21 protein-coding genes are annotated in these 16635 nt (G+C 37.8%); 8 read left to right on the top strand and 13 right to left on the bottom strand.

Annotation, left to right across the window (positions count from 1 at the left end; genetic code table 11):
- Positions 1-66: 66 nt before the first annotated feature.
- Positions 67-309 (bottom strand): hypothetical protein, encoded by a 243-nt coding sequence (locus tag FBF83_RS05450; RefSeq protein WP_136946090.1) that lies wholly within the window; start codon positions 307-309, stop codon positions 67-69.
- A gap of 341 nt (positions 310-650) precedes the next feature.
- On the opposite strand from FBF83_RS05450, the gene FBF83_RS05445 reads away from it, so the two are divergent.
- A complete protein-coding gene (locus FBF83_RS05445; RefSeq protein ID WP_136946089.1) occupies positions 651-878 on the top strand; it encodes a hypothetical protein in 228 nt (75 codons plus the stop codon).
- Positions 879-1385: 507 nt separating this feature from the next.
- Here FBF83_RS05445 and FBF83_RS20740 read toward each other — a convergent pair.
- The 8 genes from FBF83_RS20740 to FBF83_RS05415 all read right to left on the bottom strand — a co-directional run bounded on the left by FBF83_RS20740 (position 1386) and on the right by FBF83_RS05415 (position 4908).
- Positions 1386-1523 (bottom strand): hypothetical protein, encoded by a 138-nt coding sequence (locus FBF83_RS20740; protein WP_169525198.1) that lies wholly within the window; start codon positions 1521-1523, stop codon positions 1386-1388.
- Between the two features lie 127 nt (positions 1524-1650).
- Positions 1651-1959 (bottom strand): hypothetical protein, encoded by a 309-nt coding sequence (locus FBF83_RS05440; RefSeq protein WP_136946088.1) that lies wholly within the window; start codon positions 1957-1959, stop codon positions 1651-1653.
- Between the two features lie 292 nt (positions 1960-2251).
- Positions 2252-2581, bottom strand: a complete 330-nt coding sequence (locus FBF83_RS05435) for a DUF1433 domain-containing protein (RefSeq protein ID WP_136946087.1) — start codon at positions 2579-2581, stop codon at positions 2252-2254.
- Positions 2582-2690: 109 nt separating this feature from the next.
- Positions 2691-2861 (bottom strand): hypothetical protein, encoded by a 171-nt coding sequence (locus tag FBF83_RS20735; RefSeq protein ID WP_169525197.1) that lies wholly within the window; start codon positions 2859-2861, stop codon positions 2691-2693.
- A gap of 144 nt (positions 2862-3005) precedes the next feature.
- The gene (locus FBF83_RS05430) at positions 3006-3284 is read right to left on the bottom strand and encodes a hypothetical protein (RefSeq protein WP_136946086.1); all 279 of its coding nucleotides are present in this window, start codon (positions 3282-3284) and stop codon (positions 3006-3008) included.
- Positions 3285-3607: 323 nt separating this feature from the next.
- Positions 3608-3952, bottom strand: a complete 345-nt coding sequence (locus FBF83_RS05425) for a DUF1433 domain-containing protein (protein ID WP_205665304.1) — start codon at positions 3950-3952, stop codon at positions 3608-3610.
- A gap of 72 nt (positions 3953-4024) precedes the next feature.
- Positions 4025-4306, bottom strand: coding sequence for a hypothetical protein (locus tag FBF83_RS05420; protein WP_169525195.1), 282 nt, complete (start codon positions 4304-4306; stop codon positions 4025-4027).
- 320 nt (positions 4307-4626) lie between these two features.
- Complete coding sequence (locus FBF83_RS05415; RefSeq protein ID WP_136946083.1) at positions 4627-4908, bottom strand: hypothetical protein; 282 nt, start codon at positions 4906-4908, stop codon at positions 4627-4629.
- Positions 4909-5004: 96 nt separating this feature from the next.
- Here FBF83_RS05415 and FBF83_RS05410 point away from each other — a divergent pair, with 96 nt between their 5' ends.
- The 4 genes from FBF83_RS05410 (at position 5005) to FBF83_RS05395 (ending at position 9317) form a co-directional block, all read left to right on the top strand.
- The gene (locus tag FBF83_RS05410; protein ID WP_136946082.1) at positions 5005-6411 is read left to right on the top strand and encodes an alpha/beta hydrolase; all 1407 of its coding nucleotides are present in this window, start codon (positions 5005-5007) and stop codon (positions 6409-6411) included.
- A gap of 18 nt (positions 6412-6429) precedes the next feature.
- Complete coding sequence (locus FBF83_RS05405; RefSeq protein WP_136946081.1) at positions 6430-6732, top strand: hypothetical protein; 303 nt, start codon at positions 6430-6432, stop codon at positions 6730-6732.
- Between the two features lie 161 nt (positions 6733-6893).
- Complete coding sequence (locus FBF83_RS05400; protein ID WP_136946080.1) at positions 6894-8075, top strand: hypothetical protein; 1182 nt, start codon at positions 6894-6896, stop codon at positions 8073-8075.
- A 138-nt stretch (positions 8076-8213) separates the two neighbouring features.
- Positions 8214-9317, top strand: coding sequence for a YheC/YheD family protein (locus FBF83_RS05395; protein ID WP_136946079.1), 1104 nt, complete (start codon positions 8214-8216; stop codon positions 9315-9317).
- A gap of 60 nt (positions 9318-9377) precedes the next feature.
- Here FBF83_RS05395 and FBF83_RS05390 read toward each other — a convergent pair whose 3' ends face one another.
- On the bottom strand, positions 9378-10526 hold the full coding sequence (locus FBF83_RS05390; protein WP_136946078.1) for a S8 family peptidase: 1149 nt from the start codon (positions 10524-10526) through the stop codon (positions 9378-9380).
- Between the two features lie 848 nt (positions 10527-11374).
- Between FBF83_RS05390 and FBF83_RS05385 the strand changes: the two genes are divergently transcribed.
- Complete coding sequence (locus FBF83_RS05385) at positions 11375-11662, top strand: hypothetical protein (protein ID WP_136946077.1); 288 nt, start codon at positions 11375-11377, stop codon at positions 11660-11662.
- 269 nt (positions 11663-11931) lie between these two features.
- Here the strand turns inward: FBF83_RS05385 and FBF83_RS05380 are convergent, their stop codons facing one another.
- From FBF83_RS05380 to FBF83_RS05370, 3 genes are all read right to left on the bottom strand, one after another.
- Entirely contained in the window at positions 11932-12942 is a 1011-nt protein-coding gene (locus tag FBF83_RS05380) for a DUF3231 family protein (RefSeq protein WP_136946076.1), read from the bottom strand.
- Positions 12943-13088: 146 nt separating this feature from the next.
- A complete protein-coding gene (locus FBF83_RS05375; protein ID WP_136946075.1) occupies positions 13089-14219 on the bottom strand; it encodes an ABC transporter substrate-binding protein in 1131 nt (376 codons plus the stop codon).
- Positions 14220-14702 carry an ABC transporter substrate-binding protein gene (locus tag FBF83_RS05370; protein ID WP_240687983.1) on the bottom strand — a complete coding sequence of 161 codons (483 nt, stop codon included), beginning with the start codon at positions 14700-14702 and terminating at the stop codon, positions 14220-14222.
- A gap of 639 nt (positions 14703-15341) precedes the next feature.
- On the opposite strand from FBF83_RS05370, the gene FBF83_RS05365 reads away from it, so the two are divergent.
- Together FBF83_RS05365 and FBF83_RS05360 are read left to right on the top strand one after the other, a co-directional pair.
- Complete coding sequence (locus tag FBF83_RS05365; protein WP_136946074.1) at positions 15342-15890, top strand: GNAT family N-acetyltransferase; 549 nt, start codon at positions 15342-15344, stop codon at positions 15888-15890.
- 198 nt (positions 15891-16088) lie between these two features.
- Positions 16089-16571: a VOC family protein gene (locus FBF83_RS05360; protein ID WP_240687982.1), complete on the top strand. Its 483-nt coding sequence runs from the start codon at positions 16089-16091 to the stop codon at positions 16569-16571.
- The last annotated feature ends 64 nt before the right edge of the window (positions 16572-16635 follow it).

The raw sequence follows: 16635 nt of genomic DNA, 5'->3' as shown, positions 1-16635 counted from the left end.
TTGATAAATAGAGTAGTAGATCAGAAAAGGATAGCTATATGATTGTTCTGTCTCTCTTGAAACTTTTCATTGGCAGTGCCTTTCCGCAAATTCAACGATAGGGTCTACGCGGAAATAAAGATGATTTAACTCCTTAAAAGAACATAAGACCTGATCGGACGATTCATCAAAGAAGACGATCGCATAATCATCATCACGTTCCGACAACACACGCTGCCCATAAGGTAACGAATCATCATGTTGAACAGTAACGTCTTTGGTATCAAATGTTGAGTGAATCCATTCTTGCACTCGTTCATGAGCATCCATATTGTAACCTCCTCAATTAATTACTATTGCTATTGTTACCCGAATTGAGTGAGGATTAAGCTTGTTTTGTGTGGGTTTGGAAATAGAGAGATGGTTGATTGCGTGAAAATAGTGCGTATAAGATAGGAGTCGAGCGATAGATTCATGCCAATTCTCCTATGAATTCATCGAGTTCAAGCTGGTTAATTATGTTAATGTTTGAGAGGAGACCACAAAGAGTATTTCACTAATAGGATAGTTAATATAGTTTTTTACATAATTTGAATTAAAAAGGATGAAACCGTATCGACTCTAAAAAAATCATGCATATATTAGGTTATACAATGCTAGGATCATGGCTTTTGCACTTTATTATTTATGCCATCATTAATGAAGACCCAGTGGTTTATGTAACAAAAGATATAGTCGGAGGAATTCTTTTTATTCTAGTCGTCACTCCAATCTATTTCGTTATTGTTCATCTATACTATAAGGAAAAAAGAAAGATCGTATTGGTGACATTGACCTCACTTGGATTCATATCCATCGTCTTTATTTTCATCAATTACTTTTTAGGCTCTTCTCACTGATGATTTTAGGAGGATCATAGGGACAGTTCTCATGATTATTTCAATCCACCATTATGACCATAAGAAAGACCAGTCGGCTATATACATCAGTATTTAGATCGCCTGGTTTTTTATTAAATAGAAGAGGATTTACCAAAACCGTCACCGATGATTCAACCTCCTCTAATAAGCACTACTCCTACTGTTACTCGATTTGAATGTGAATTAGCGATTTAGTGTTGTTAGAATTATTCTTGTTAGCCAATAAAATGAGGATTTGGACAATATATTTCGATTTTAGCCAATAAAAACGTAGATTGGACAATATATCTTGAAATTGGCTAATATATGGCGCTGGACTCACTAAATAAGTCGGGATGAGGCTTCTATAATGCGACAGAAGTTTATTTTTGTTCAATAATCACACGTTTTTTCTAACTTCACCTTATCCAATAATACCTACAGGGTAGTCATTTTCAATGCCAGCGGAAAAGTAAGCTTCCCCTTCATTGATCGTGCCGTCAACGTTTAGTCCACCCATTTCACTTTGATAACATTGGTGAATTCGACGGAATCGACATTCTCGTAATTGTTTACAATAAAACGTTCAACCGATGCTTTTGCTTTATTCTTTGTTTCTTGATCATAATTTTCACTCGATGTCATTCAGCTACAACCACCTAATAGGGGAAGTTGTGCGATAAAACATATTATTTGTATTCTCAAAATATCACCTCATGAAAGTATTGGAGGATCAGTTGCTACGAATTGAATATTATGCAACTTCCGCTAATTAATAATCACAAACCTTTTCTTCACACCCATCTTTTCTAGGTGGGAAATTCTTGGTTCGAATAGCTAACCCATCCACCGTGAAATCTTCATTAAGATGAATGGTGAATTTCTTATCTCCATTAACCGTTCCTTCAATTGCCATGCCGCCCATTTCCGTTTGATAAGTCTCTCCTAGAGCAATATCCTCAATTAAGAAGTTTTTGTTCATGTAACTGGTTGCCGTTGCACCCGCTTTTTGAGTAGTGGCTTTATCATATTGGTCTCCCTGACAGCCACCTAATAGAATCATAATGACAATGGAAAGCATTCAGACCGTCCGCAAATAAAATCACCTCAGTTCAAAAATAAAAGTGCGGTTTAACGACTCTAACCACCTTAACCGTGAATTCTTCATGCTATCAATACTCATAGTCACAAGTATATTCCATACAGGATTCCTTACGATCTCTAAACCCCGCATCTTTTCCAATGCTCCAACGGTTAAATCATCATTCACACCAATGTTAAAAGTCGCTCCATTATTGACCGTTTCTTCAAGAACGAGCCTACCCATGGAAGAAGAGCGAACTCGATAAGTCAAAGGAGATACGAACCTCTTGTTAGTAATCACAAACCTTTTCCCGGCATTCTTCTTTTACATTTGGAAAGCCTTCCGTTTCACCTACACTGTTTACAATAAACTGATTCGGCTCAACGCTTGCTGAAAATTCCGCTCCATTAACCGTCCCGTTTATCATTAAACCGCCCATAGGATCACTCGTATCTTCGATGAAAGAGACCTTTCCCACGTCCTCATAATTATGGCGAAAATAGCTCTCTACACGTTCTCTTGCTTTTTCAATCGTTTGATCATCATACACTTCAGTTGATGAATTCACATTGCATCCTATCAAGAATGCTAGAAGGCAGATGATTGCATTTTGTCTCAAAAAACCACCTCATTGGATTCCTATAAGTAAAGGTATACTTCAGTAAAGTATTAGGTAGAAGAAAGGTTGATTATGAAGGTGAGTGGGCTATCCAAATACATGTTAATAGTCACACGTTATTTCTCTGCGCCCATTGGATTATTTGGATGTCAACAAAGATTGCTTTATTCACATTTTGAAAATTATTCCGAAAATTGCTTTCTGCTTTTTCTTTCGCTTGTTTCATTGTTCCTTCTGCAGATCTCTCACCAATGGCAGTTCTAATTATATCTAGAATCATGGGGACGGTTCTCATGATTCTATCAATCTAACCCTATGACCATAAGAAAGATCAGGCAGCTATATACATCAGTATTTAAATAGAAGATGAATCACCAGAACCGTCCCTGATGATTCCTAACAGATACAGGTTATTACTAAAAAATTAATAATCACAAATTTTTTCTAGACATTCTTCTTTCTTTTTTGGAAAGTTTTCACTTAAGATTGCTACACCAGCAATCTTAAGTTCAGTGTCTAAGCTTACAGAAAAATCCTCTCCATTTGCTTTGCCTGCAATCGTCATAATTCCCATCTCAGCTTCATAGGGGTCGTTTACTGTAAGGTTCTCGATGTCAGCGTAATTGTTCTTTATATAACTGGTAACATTTATTTTTGCTTTTTTTACTGTTTCCTCATCATAATTTTCTTTATTAGAGTTCACATTGCAACCTCCTAATAATAAAATTGTTGCGATAGTAATCATTCCAATTATTCTCAAAAAAACACCTCATTCTAAAGAAATAGGGGGAAGCTTGTGAGTAAATCAATAATAGACAGAGCTGCATTGAATCGTGGGGACGGTTCTCATGATCTCTTTCAATCCATCCAAATGAGCATGAGAAAGAACGAGCCCCTAGAATAGCTTCTAAGGCTCGTTTAATATACGGCGAGGCATTTTAGTACCCCTTAAAAAGCTCATTTTAAGAAAGTGACTACTCTTTCACTGGTCTCGAACCGTCCCCGATGATTCCGATGATTCGTAATTTAATAGTCACATGTTTGTTCAATGCACTCTTTTTTTCGTTCAGGAAATTCTTCGCCTTTTCCAATGCTTCCTACATAGAAATTGTTTTCCACTTCTATGTCAATCGAAAAGTTTGCCTTCTCATTTCCGTTTACGATCCCAGAAACCATCACACCACCCATGGGGTTGCTTGAGTCTTCATCAAACTCGACCTGATGAATATCAGAGTAATTATGAATCAGGTAGCTTTCAGCCGTATCTTTTGCTTTCGAGATCGTTTCATCATCGTTCTCACCTGGTGAGTTTACGCCACACCCAACAAGTAGGATAAGTAATAAAGCCAAAGAGATTAACCATCTTCTCAATAGAATTCTTTCCTTTCTCAACACGTTTCTAGCAAACTTTCTTTTGACACTCATTTTTTTGATCAATACATATTAATATGCACATAATCGTTCTTTACACTCTTCTTTTATATCAGGAAATTCATCTCCTACACTTAAATTACCGATAGAAAAATCATTTCTAACTCCAGCTTTAAATTGAGCTCTCCCGTGATTAACAGTACCCTCAATATTTAGTCCGCCCATTTCACTTTGGTGAAGTTTGGTTATTTCAACAGTGTCAATATCCTTATAATTGCTAACTACGAAACTCTTAACTGCTTCTTTAGCTTTTTCCTTTTTTTCATCATCAAAGTTTTCACTTTGTGAGTTCACACTGCATCCTCCTAATAGTATAATCAATATTATGGGTAAAAATAGGAATTTGTAGATAGTATTACCTCCTTACTTTCGATTTTAAAAAGGGAGAGAATTATTATGAGAATCATAGGGACGGTTCTCATGATTCTTTCAATCCACCATTATGAGCATAAGAAAGACCAGTCGGCTATATACATCAGTATTTAGCTCGCCTGGTCTTTTATTAAATAGAAGATGAATCAGCAGAACCGTCCCCCATGATTGTGAACACTAACTATCAGAATGCATGACCTTTAGTATGTTATGAACATTGTAAATTCCGATGGGTTTTCACATTAATACTCACAAACTTTTTCTTCACAGCCTTTTTTTCTAGGGGGAAAGTTTTTGCTTCTTATTGCTAACCCATCAACTGTAAAATCTTCATTGATATTAATCGTAAACTTCTCATCATTATTAACGGTACCATCAATTGCCATTCCGCCCATTTCTGTTTGGTATGGTTCTCCTAGGGCAACATTTTCAACTGAGAAGTTGTTTATCATGTAACTTTTAGCAGTTGTAATAGCTTCTTCTGTGGTAGCTTTATCGTAAGTGGTGTCATTATTACCGTTCACATTACATCCTCCTAATAGTATAATAATTCCGATGGATATTATTACGAGTATTCTCAATGAAATTCACCTCAGTCTAGGAATTTAAGGGGGTTAGTTATGGGTACTACTATAATTGATAAAGCGGCTATGCGTATTTCTGAAGATACATATTCAAATGATTTAGAAGTAGTAGAAGTTAACATCAATGCAAATCGAATAGAATCATGGCATGTCATAGATAAAATTCAAAACGAAGAAACTGGTCTCTTTGGCTATGTACTACAAAACCCTATTTCCGACGAACTCGTCATCAGCTTTCGCGGCACAGAAATGCCAACTCCAGTAACAACCGAAGTTAAGACCAAATACGTCGGCTCACCTTCTCAAGACGCAATGTTAGCTTCAGGAACTGCGAGCATCAAAAATGGAAATCTCGTATATGAGAAAAATACAGTGAATAATACTGACATAGTTGAATCGGATAAAGATGTCACCGAAGACCTAGAAGGAATCGTCCTTGGCGATTCTAATTATACCAAAAACAGGTATGGGACAACAGCCTATTTAGGAACCCCTTCCCAGGATGCAAGACTAACAAGTGGTAAAGCTCAATTGGATACAAAAGCTGGCACCATTACATATACACACAAGAATCAGTTCACCGAAGCGAAAGAGAAAGTCGCTCACTATGTAAAAAAGTTCGGAGCGAAAAACATTACTTTTGTTGGTCATTCTCTTGGTGGTGGGTTAGCACAATATTTTGCAGTAACGAATGATTCAAATGCGGTTACTTTTGCAGCGGCAGACATCTATTCGCTATTAACACCTGAACAACAGCAAAGAGCCATTAATGGTGAATTCAAAGATAATGTGATCAGCTATACGTACCCTGATGACGCGGTTGGAACATTTTACGATAAGTCTGTGGGATCGGTTTATTATATGGGTGATCCTGCTGAGAGTAGTATGCCTTGGCTTGAAACTCACGGTATTAAAAACTATCGTTCTGGTAGTATGTATGACGAGGAAGGATATTTCCTACCACAATCTCTCTTCGACGAAAACATTCAAGGAAAGCTCACCCTATCTCCACTCGCTCTTAAAAACAGCGGTGTCTCTGACTTCCACATCCAAATTCAAGAAAGCTTAATGGAAATGTATGTGCAAGAAATGAAGCAAAGCGAGGAGCAAATTGAAGCAACGAAGCAAGCGTTGCTAGACTTCCTTGATGTGTACATGAACTCAATGCGTGATATCAAAAGCAAATACGTCAATGCGGTCGGCAGCGGTCGGTTTGATAAATTAAATACAGCCGATGTGGAAGGGTATTTTCATGAGTTCACCAAATCTCCGGTAGATGGTGTTCCGATGTTATTTGATATTGGAATGTTCGACAGCTTAATGGCATCTCTTGGTGATACGCATCAGGATACAGCGGATATTGCTTACAATATGGAACGAATGAGCGATGACTTGATGCGTGCTGATCAATTACTCGCGCAGTGGCTACGGTATGAATCATAAGATAAAGCAGGTGAAGAAATGGATTTTGACTTTGACTGGTGGAACGATTACTGGGAAAGACAGCGCCAAAAGGATGATCTGAGATCTCAGATCAAGAATGACTTAGAATCTGAGGCTAATCTCTTAACCTCTCATCTTGAACATTGCTATGCAGTAGGCTCTCTTAGTGAGCGACACAAAGCAATCGTTAATCAGATTGAGCATAACTTTGATGGTCAGGCGAATAAGGCGCTAGTGCAGCGGTTTGAGGAAAATCAAATGAAGTTGCTGAAGATGAAAATGATGTATGAAATGCTTCATGATAGCATTAAGGTTCGATAATGAGTAGGAGAGTCTCGTTTCAGGGGGACATCCTTTTTATTTTGCCGTAAAGCGTACACGAACAGTTTTAAAAAGAACTTTCTCCAACGAAAGTTCTTTTTTCTATTTTAATGAAACGGTAAAGAGTATTCATGAAAAAATTCAATTAGCAAGGAGGCAACATGAACAATTTTATAGGACTAGGCTTTTATACTTTAATAACAGTTACGATTATCACGCTATACCGTAAGTCAGAGGAATCAGAACCATACTTACTATTGAAACTTATCGGCTACGCTATTCTAGGTGGATTCACCTTTGATCTAGGTGATTGGAAGCTACCGCTTGGGTTCTTGGTTTTCTTATTGTTTTTCAGAAACATCAAGATCAATGCGAAGGTGAAGAAACGAGCGGCGTACCTCGGACTTGTTATTTATCTTTTATCCCTTATAATTCCTTTTATTCAAACAACCATTTTTGAATGGCCACGGGAAATCGAGCTACAGAATACGAATTTCTACAGCGGGAGTTTGGTCGAAGAATGGGAGAACGTACATAACGAGTTGAGCGACTTTGAACAAGGTGTGAGGATCACACACTTTAAAATGATGATGAATGAGAAAGGGAAGATGACAGATTTACAAATGGATATGAAGGAGAATGCGTTCTCCGAGGAGATTCATTACCGTATCAGGCTTTCAGAAGATGATGAAAAGCTTATCGTGAAAAGACGTAAGGTAGAAAGAGTGCGCGATCCATACGTTGAACCACCTTACACGGAAGCAGGTTTCTTTCTTGCCCAGATTGATCTCATTAAGAAATCAATGCTTGATCATCAAGGCGTCGATTCTTATACCTTACGTTCAGATGGCCAACGATCAGGATTTGGTATCACGGATGGGGTGAACTATCGGATTGATACCGCAGGGAAACACACGCTTGAGAAAAGCGAACTTCCAGTAGAAGCGATTGTTGTTGATGTTTGTAGCCCTAAGTGTAGCGTATACGAGCATTTCCTATTCGATATCATCAACAGGGAAGACGAGGTAACCGAATCAACCTTTCTGGATATTGCGCGTAAGGATTCTCCCGAAGTTGAACAGTGGTTTAAGAACCATACAGGAGACAAGATCGGTTATGAAGAAGATGGAGGATACGTCCTAATCAAGGATGGCGAGAAGGAAAAGGTAACAGATGAAGAATTCGATCGAGCTTTGAAGGAAACGCCTATTATCGACTACCAGCAGGATGGTGTTATGTGGAAAGTGACTGTTGAGAATCCATATGGCGATGCTCCACACGTAATGAGATTTACGTTAGATGGTAAGGCGAGAGAGGTTTTGGAGATTCATTTTGACGAGTAGTTTGGGTTGGTGGCCTACATCAATCGCATAGGAGCATGATTTTAGAAAAAATAAGGTAGAATGACAAGTCATGACTCATAGACCAGGCACACCTCTGCCCCTCTCCGTAATAGAGTAAAGGGAAAGGGGCAGATACTTGTGAGCGATCACTATCTAGGTATTATCCTTCCCAAAACGACTTATGAAGCAATGCCTCGATTACAGGGTGGGACGTTAGGGATGTTTATGATTTGGGAAAGTGCAGCGAGAGAAGTTGGTCTCATTCCGTGTTACTTCCGTTTCTTTGATGTTCAACCGGGAGTGTCTACCTTAAAAGCATACGTGTTTGAACATCAGGCGTTTGTTCTAAAAGAAGTTCCTGCGCCAAAAGTGATTTATACAAGGGTTCTCGATGTTCTGCCTGTTTATAGTTCCCATATTAAATCACTAATGAGCAAGGGACACATCGTTTATAATGTGCCGAACTACGATGTGGAGAAATACAAAGTCCACCAGATCCTTCTTAGGCATCCCGTTATTAAAAATCATTTGCCTCAAACTGAGCTGTTTACCGTCGAGAACTTAAATAAGATGGCTTCTACTCATAAAGAGCTTATACTGAAGAAAAGCTACGGAGAATTTGGCATGGGGGCGATGAAGCTAGAGCGTGTGAAAAGTGGATGGTGTCTTTCTTATAAAACAGATGGCGATAAAGAAGTGAAACAAGTGGTTTTCAAACAAGTGATACCTTCTCTACTAATTAACCGGCTTCGTTCAAATACGTATATGATTCAAGAGATGATTCCACTTGCAGACTACAAAGGCAATCCGTTTGATATGAGGGTGGCTGTACAAAAGAATGGAAGAGGGGAATTCCAGGTATCTGGCATCATGTGTAAAGTCGCTCAAGGAAAAGATTTTCTTACGAATGGGGCACAGGGTGGCACAACGTATACGTTTGAAGAAGTGGCAAGACTTTCACATCCTACGATTGCATACCAAACCCTTGTAAATAATATCTCTCAGTTTTCCATCCAAACAGCGAAAGCCCTTGATTACCACTTTCCTCTTCTTGCTGATCTAGGATTCGATATTGGCCTAACCAAACAGGGAAAGCCCTACTTTATTGAGTGTAATTTTATTTCGGACTATGTGAGCGGCTTATTTATAGATGGACAATTAATTCACCAACCGTGGGAAGCTGTCTTTCGTACACCGATCGAATACGGCAAGTATTTAATGAATGGTTTAAGTAACTCATGAAAAAGAGTAATCAAAAAAAAGCATGAATCGTATGAGATAACGATTCATGCTTCTTTATTATTATCTTGTCGCTTCGTACACATCAATTACGCCGTTACCATAATAGAAAGAATCTCCAAGCGGAATGGCTGTATCATTAAGCTTTTGACGAACATCTGCGTTTGATAAGCCAGAGTTGCCAGCAATGATAAGTGCAGCTGCTCCAGCTACGTGAGGAGAAGCCATAGATGTTCCATTGTAGCTAGAGTAGCTATTACCAGGAACAGAACTTAAAATGCTAACACCTGGAGCCATAACTTCTAGCTCAGATCCTACGCTTGAGAATGATGCACGGTTGTTACTAGAATCGACTGCACCAACTGCCATTACAGAAGCATATTTTGCCGGATAGCCAATTGTGTTCTGTTTCCCTCTTGTTCCTTCATTACCAGCTGCTGCAACAACTAGCACACCAGCGTTATAAGCGTTGTCATTCGCATCTTTAAGTGCAGTTGAACCAGAGCTGCCACCTAGACTCATGTTGATTACATCCATATTGTTGTCTACAGCCCATTCAATACCTTGAATGATACCGCTGTAAGTTCCGCTACCAGAACTGTCTAATACTTTTACAGCATAAAGACTAGCAGTGTGCGCCACACCAAGGACACCAACATTATTATTTAGTCCAGCAACTGTACCAGCAACGTGCGTACCGTGGCTATTGCCATCTGTGAAAGGATCTGGCTCACCAGAAACGAAGCTTGCACCGCCGCTCACGTTAAGATCTTCGTGACTAGCGTCAATTCCTGTATCTAGAACAGCAACTTTAACACCAGAGCCAGTGTTTCCAGTCGCATGAACTTGATCTGCTTTAATGTGAGGAATACCCCAAGGCGTTGTTTGTGCACTTGCATACGCCATTTGATCTTCTTCTACATACGAAACATTAGGGTTATTCTTAAGAGCTTCAGCTGCTTTGTCAGGCAATGAAACAAGCATTGTATCCATAAACTTGTACTGATGCTTAACCTGTCCACCTAAGTTCTTGATCTTGTTAATTTGATCTGTCTTGATTTCTGATTTAAAACCAACGAGGAAGTCTTTCGGTCCTTTGTCTACCGATGCGGCAGATGCAGACGGTGTAGAGAAATTTAGATTTCCAACCAATAAGGATAGAACGAGAACCATGCTAAATACAATGCTTAATGTTCTTAATGTAGCTTTCATTTCTTTTCCTCCAATCATGATTTTAGATCCTATAACAATCAAACTGTGTACTCGTGTTGCTTAGGTCCCGGGCCCAATTATGTATGTCAGAAAAGTTCGACTATTATTAATTTCATGTTAACATGATCTTTACAATAATAATATTGGGAAATGTAGCGTCACAAAGAGAGATTAAAAGGCTTTTAATAGAATTCGTTTCCCAATCTACAAACGATTAAAATAACGTTATACTAAAAGTTTTGAGTAAGCCTTGATGGAGCTTATCGTTCTAAGGTGACTTGATTAATAGGATAATAGAACTGTACTTTCTTCCACACTTTCGTAGCACTTGCTGAATCAATAGGTAAGCGCTCTATGCAAGTTTAGCGCAGTATTGCAGTAGAAGGAAGATTGAGGTGAAATAGTGAAATTTACTGATGGAAAATTTATAATAGGTTTAATTTTAATATTAGTATCTAGTAATGTGGTAATGTTTTTCATTATGTAAATGATGTAGGCTATTTGAATTGCTGTGCATAAACAAACGGAGCTAAAGACGAATAGAGTAAGGGGCTCTATACAAAGATTAGGAGGGAGGTTATTGGTTAATAGATTGAATAGAAAATATAAAAACAAGAAATAAACTAGAATCGTAATGTTACTTATTCAACAATCTCGAAGCATTTCTTGAGCAGAGTCATGTTTTCTTTTTATGAGTTAGTCAGCATAGTTGAAGGCTCACATTCGTGATAACTCAATGTGCTACTATTCAAATTAGGTAAGTTGAGAATCAATAAGAATAAGGAGTTGATTAAATGGTTTCTTTGCGGAAGGTTCAAGCGACTGAAGAGGCGATATGACATAACCTAATGCAATTTTACTTTTATGAATTTAGCAGATATATACCGGAAATAAGGTTAGAAAATAACGGATTTTACAAACCGTTTGATTTAGGAAAGTACTGGACTAACGATCATCATCAAGCTTATTTTATTTTGTTAGACGATGAATTAATTGGATTTGCGCTTGTAGAAAGTGATACTACTTTAACTTCTAATTCAATTCAGGAGTTCTTTATAATGACTAAGATGTTCCCAGGTGAATGGGAGATTACCCAAATAGAAAATAATAAACGTGCACATGCTTTTTGGAGTTGACTGATTGACGAAGTAAGTAGAGGCAATTTCATGGAACATTATAAGGACGGAGTTTATGTCAAGTCGTTTAATACATAGGATTAATTAGAATATACGGTTATCTCGATTTCAGTCTTCAAGTAGTTCGGAGTGGCGCTCCTATTGTGCTTATATCCCCAATAAGCTTTTGCGTAGCAAAAAGGTACACCCTGAATACAGTTTAGAACTCTGGATTTGGAAATAACTGAAGTGCACCTTATGGGTAATTTTACAATTATGGGTGAGTTTCATTACTTGTTTTTTGACAAGCCGCCATGATCAGTGGCTGTGGGTGGCTGTTCCATCCATCCATTATCTATTAAAATGTTCACTCCATCTTCAGCTATCACTCCTATTTCAGTTATCATTCTGAAATAAGCAGCAGATAAATCCCTTCGTTGGCACAATGCTAATGCTTCACCATAATAGGCAATCGCGGAAGAAAGCAAAGTTGTTACATGATACATCATTAGCTTATCTGAAAAAGGAGGAACTATTGAATCTGTTACCTCTGTCTCAAACGTTTTTGGAACATGTAAGTTATCTTCTTCTAACATCGTTGAGAGACGCTTAAAATGCTTATGACAAACCTGTCTACCTCTTTCCATATACTCGCGAACCTTTTTAGATTCAGCCACTTGACTGAAGCCTAATTCAAGAACCATTTTAGCCATCGTTTTTTGTAAGTTTAGGTAAGTACCACTAATTTCGACTGCATTAATTGGCCTCCGACTACCAAGCCAGCCAGTTAAGAAGGATTGTCGTTGTATAAAATCAACTTTTGGTTGATTATTAAGAGTTGGAGCTTTGGTAATGATCCCTTTTTCAAGCACGACCCTGCTCGATTGCGTATATAAATCCATTGTCTCATTCGTACAATCGATGAAATATTTAATATAATCAGCCCGTAAAGAACTGCCGACAGCCCCAGCATACCTAGTCATACCGTGAATTGACATAACTTGGACATACATGATTATATATGTATCAGTGAATAACGTAGGAGCGTCAACTGTAACATCATCATCTGTGAATCCGATAGGGATTGGATAGTTCTCTAGTGATAGAAATTGTTTGATTTTTTCAAGGTGAGCTTCAGATAGGGTAAGAGCATTTTGAACTACATCCTTTATTTGTTCATCTTCTATGTGGAATAGAAAATAACGAAGAATACATCGGGAAAGACTGTCATTAATATATTGAGACCATAGAATTCCAAGTTCAGAAGCGGTGCTTTTTGTTAGATGACGTTTCTTTTTCATTAGTAAACCTCCTTTAATTTACTTGAGTTAGTTTAACCATTTATTTTTATGTTACTCATAACTGCGTAACGAGAAATGTGAATGTTAGGGCTAACTATCTATTTCTGATAACGACAAAAAAGACGTTCACTTGAACGCCTTTAACATCATTTATTACCCTCTTGAAAACCTCTAGACCAATGGCTATCGGTTACGTTCGTATCTGCTAGTTCAAATGTTGTCCTATACGGTAAAAAGTTAACATGGCGATTGACGGCATATAAATCTTGAGGGCTGCATATAAAAAGTCCTAATGATTCTTTAAAAGCGTAGCGATCAATTTCTTTTGCGACAGAAATAAGTTTACTCTGATCTGTTTGGGCCACCATTTTGTTAAATAGCTGATCAAATTCTTCATTTTTGGGACCTACTCGTAATGCGCCGTCAGAACCAAAAAATTCTCTGTGGAAGAAGGCAGGAGTGCCCTCCAAGAAAAGAGCAGATGAACGAATAAGTAAAATGTCCCATGTAGGCACAAACTTCTTTTCTGCTAACATTCTTCTCAATTTTAAATTATCATGATAATTGTAGATGGTAACCTCTACACCAATTTGTAACGTATCTTGAATTTGAGAAGCTATGATCGTAGCTATATGCTGAAATTCAATTGTAGTCGCTACTTTTAGCTTTCTTCCTTGCCTCCAGCCTGAACTCTTAAGCAAATTACGAGCTCTATTTGCATGACACCCTCTAGCAGTTAAGCCTTCTGGAAAGTCTACAGCCCACTGAGGTGTTAAAGCAGGAACACTTTTTGCATAACCATAAAAACCCTTTTGAATAATCGTCTCTCTCTCAATTGCTAAATTAAAAGCCAATCTTAAGTTGTCATCTGAAAAGTCAACATCACGTTTAAACCGATTGAATAATCCTACGAATACTTTATTGCCATCTACATGAACGAGCTTTGCATATTCTGAGGTTCGAACTTTTTTTGCATTCTCCGGTTTAACTTGTGTAACAATATCAACTTGCCCTTCTGTTGTCATACATAAGCGTAGAGCATCTTCTTTTGAGAGATCATTTTTGAATACTACTCGACTTACCTTTGGTCCTCTAGAAGGGTCCCAATATTGTCTGTTAGCTTCAAGCACAACAAGAGGTGTACGTTCCTCTTGTTGTGTTATCCACGTAGAAGAGAAAGGGTCTTTGTTTATGATTGCCTGAATGTTTTGGATAGATGAATAACCTTGAGTAAGGTTAAATGGTCCAGTGCCCCACGGGCCTGGTGCGTCAAGCACTCACCAATGACCTTCCCCACTGCCTGTTTTAGCATATCCGAAACCGATCTGTTGCCAAAAAAGGTGATTAGCATTGTGATGAGCACGCATTTTTGCTACAGCTAAACCATCGGGCTTTGGAAAATGGAATCTAATCGTAAAATCGTCAATGATTTCTAATTCTGATCCATTCGGCAAATTAAGCCATGTTCCAGGTGGATGAGGGGCTATCCAACGTTTCGTTTGACGAAAATTCAGCTTAACAATATCTGCAGAGAAATTTTCCCCATTATGATAATGCACATCTCGTCTTAACACGAATTCCACAGTCTTCTGATCGATCCATCGGTAACTTTGAGCCAATGAAGGAACTATATTACCGAAGCGATCAGCTCTAATGACCTCTTCCATCGTGTTAAATAATATAGAAAGCCAATTAAGTGGTGAAGGATCTACTACAAAAATCGTACCACTATCGTTGTGTTTCGTTGGTTTATAGGTCACCTTATACACTCCTTATTTCATGATCATTGCTATAGCAAAGATTAGGTAGGTATCAAATAGACAACCTTTCTTAGACGGAATGGTATCCAAGTCTTTCATTATAGATAGAACAAGCATCGATGGGCGAATCTTTCTTGCTGTTAAACAACAGTGTTATAGTAAGAGAATGCCTTAAAAGACACATGGTTTATAAATTTGTATCTTTGACTATTTTGAATCGAGATTTCTAGAAAGATTATCATTCAATTAGCTCAACAAATGGTTTAAGCGATTAAAGGCATGTTCATACATATTTATGATTCATGAGAGATATTCTTCATCTCTTAGACTGAAAGAAAAAGAGCGGAAAAAATTGTTAAATTAAATTGTTGCAGAGTGCCCCATTTTGTCGGTAATCAAGGATTGAATCTTTCTTGTACTGGTTGCGCCAAAACCAAAAAAGATGAAGAATTTAAGTTGATCATTAAGTGGGATCGTACAGAAGATGCGTTTATACTAAAGAAATAAATTTAAGAGATGTGTCTTACGTTATTCCTGAATTCCGGAGCAAGAGCTGAAGATCGAAACATACATTCCGGAGCCTCTGTATATGTGAGAGCTATAATAGAAAATAGAAAAACGTTAAGGGAAGGAACATGAATGGAAAAGCACAATCCAATAATTGAAACAAATAGACTAATACTTAGAGAAGTAACCTCAGAAGATGCTTTGGATATGTATCACTATTTATCCGATGAAGAAGTCGTAAAACATATGGGTTTACCGCCTGCTCAAAGTGTTGAAGAAGTAATGGATGAAATCGAATGGTATCAATCAATAATAAAAGAAGGAACAGGTATTAGGTGGGGAGTTACTTTAAAAGACTCAGGTAAGGTTATAGGTAGTTGCGGGTATTTAAATATGCAGCACAAACATTATAGAGCTGAAGTTGAATTTGAATTAAATAGAAATTATTGGGGGAAAGGCATTGCCTTTGAAGCGCTAGAAGCTATTATTATATATGGATTTAATCACTATCAGTTAGAACGTATAGAGGCTTTGATAGAGCCTAGTAATAGTCAATTACAAAGATTGGTTAGCAAACTAGGTTTTACAAAAGAAGGTTTACTTAGGCACTATGAATATACTCTTGGTAAATTTGATGATTTATATATGTATTCAATTATTAAAAGAGATCTTATCAAGTAATAGAAGCGTAATGGTGTTAAGGAAGATATCTTGATACTGAATCTTGATTAATCTCGGAGCTTATCTGTAATAAGATACGCTCTCTTTTTTTTATGGAATAAAAGGTTGTGATATTCATAATATTTTGAAATAATTGGCAGTAAATAGTAGGGCAGTTATGATGTGTATGTCAAAATAATTAATAGGAAGGATGTAAAAATGAGTGAAATGATGCAAAAAATCACACCGCATCTGGCATTCAATGATCAGGCTGAAGAGGCCGTCAATTTTTATGTCTCAATTTTCAAAAATTCCAAGGTTGTGAATGTTACCCGCTATGGAGAAGGAGAACCTGGACCTGCGGGTACTGTCAGGACAGTTAGATTTCAGCTGGATGATCAAGAGCTCATGGCAGTAAATGGTGGACCTTCCTTCAAATTCAGTGCTGGTATATCGCTTTACGTGAGGTGTGAGACTCAGGAAGAAATAGATGAGCTGTGGGAAAAACTCTCCGAGGATGGTGAGAAAGAACCATGTGGTTGGGTAAAAGACAAATATGGCGTTTTTTGGCAAATTGCCCCATCGTTTGCATGGGAGATGGTTAATGACCCTGACCGTGAAAAGTCTCAAAGAGTAGTAAAAGCTACTTATAACATGGAAAAGCTTGATACTGAAACATTAAAGCGCGCTTATAAAGGGTAGGTGGTTGCCCCATTTTAATATATAAACAAATCAGCATACTCTAGTTACAAGGATCCTATAATAA

The organism is Guptibacillus hwajinpoensis, assembly GCF_005144865.1.
Lineage (GTDB): Bacteria > Bacillota > Bacilli > Bacillales > Guptibacillaceae > Guptibacillus > Guptibacillus hwajinpoensis_A.
Note: the sequence above shows the minus strand (reverse complement) of the source record. Positions and strands in the feature narration are given on the sequence as shown.

What these genes read in the sequence shown, in the direction of transcription:
- FBF83_RS05450 (WP_136946090.1), bottom strand. Translation starts at nt 309, where the DNA reads ATGGATGCTCATGAACGAGTGCAAGAATGGATTCACTCAACATTTGAT.
- FBF83_RS20740 (WP_169525198.1), bottom strand. Translation starts at nt 1,523, where the DNA reads ATGACATCGAGTGAAAATTATGATCAAGAAACAAAGAATAAAGCAAAA.
- FBF83_RS05440 (WP_136946088.1), bottom strand. Translation starts at nt 1,959, where the DNA reads ATGCTTTCCATTGTCATTATGATTCTATTAGGTGGCTGTCAGGGAGAC.
- FBF83_RS20735 (WP_169525197.1), bottom strand. Translation starts at nt 2,861, where the DNA reads ATGATTCTAGATATAATTAGAACTGCCATTGGTGAGAGATCTGCAGAA.
- FBF83_RS05410 (WP_136946082.1), top strand. Translation starts at nt 5,005, where the DNA reads ATGGGTACTACTATAATTGATAAAGCGGCTATGCGTATTTCTGAAGAT.
- FBF83_RS05405 (WP_136946081.1), top strand. Translation starts at nt 6,430, where the DNA reads ATGGATTTTGACTTTGACTGGTGGAACGATTACTGGGAAAGACAGCGC.
- FBF83_RS05400 (WP_136946080.1), top strand. Translation starts at nt 6,894, where the DNA reads ATGAACAATTTTATAGGACTAGGCTTTTATACTTTAATAACAGTTACG.
- FBF83_RS05390 (WP_136946078.1), bottom strand. Translation starts at nt 10,526, where the DNA reads ATGAAAGCTACATTAAGAACATTAAGCATTGTATTTAGCATGGTTCTC.
- FBF83_RS05385 (WP_136946077.1), top strand. Translation starts at nt 11,375, where the DNA reads ATGCAATTTTACTTTTATGAATTTAGCAGATATATACCGGAAATAAGG.
- FBF83_RS05380 (WP_136946076.1), bottom strand. Translation starts at nt 12,942, where the DNA reads ATGAAAAAGAAACGTCATCTAACAAAAAGCACCGCTTCTGAACTTGGA.
- FBF83_RS05365 (WP_136946074.1), top strand. Translation starts at nt 15,342, where the DNA reads ATGGAAAAGCACAATCCAATAATTGAAACAAATAGACTAATACTTAGA.
- FBF83_RS05360 (WP_240687982.1), top strand. Translation starts at nt 16,089, where the DNA reads ATGAGTGAAATGATGCAAAAAATCACACCGCATCTGGCATTCAATGAT.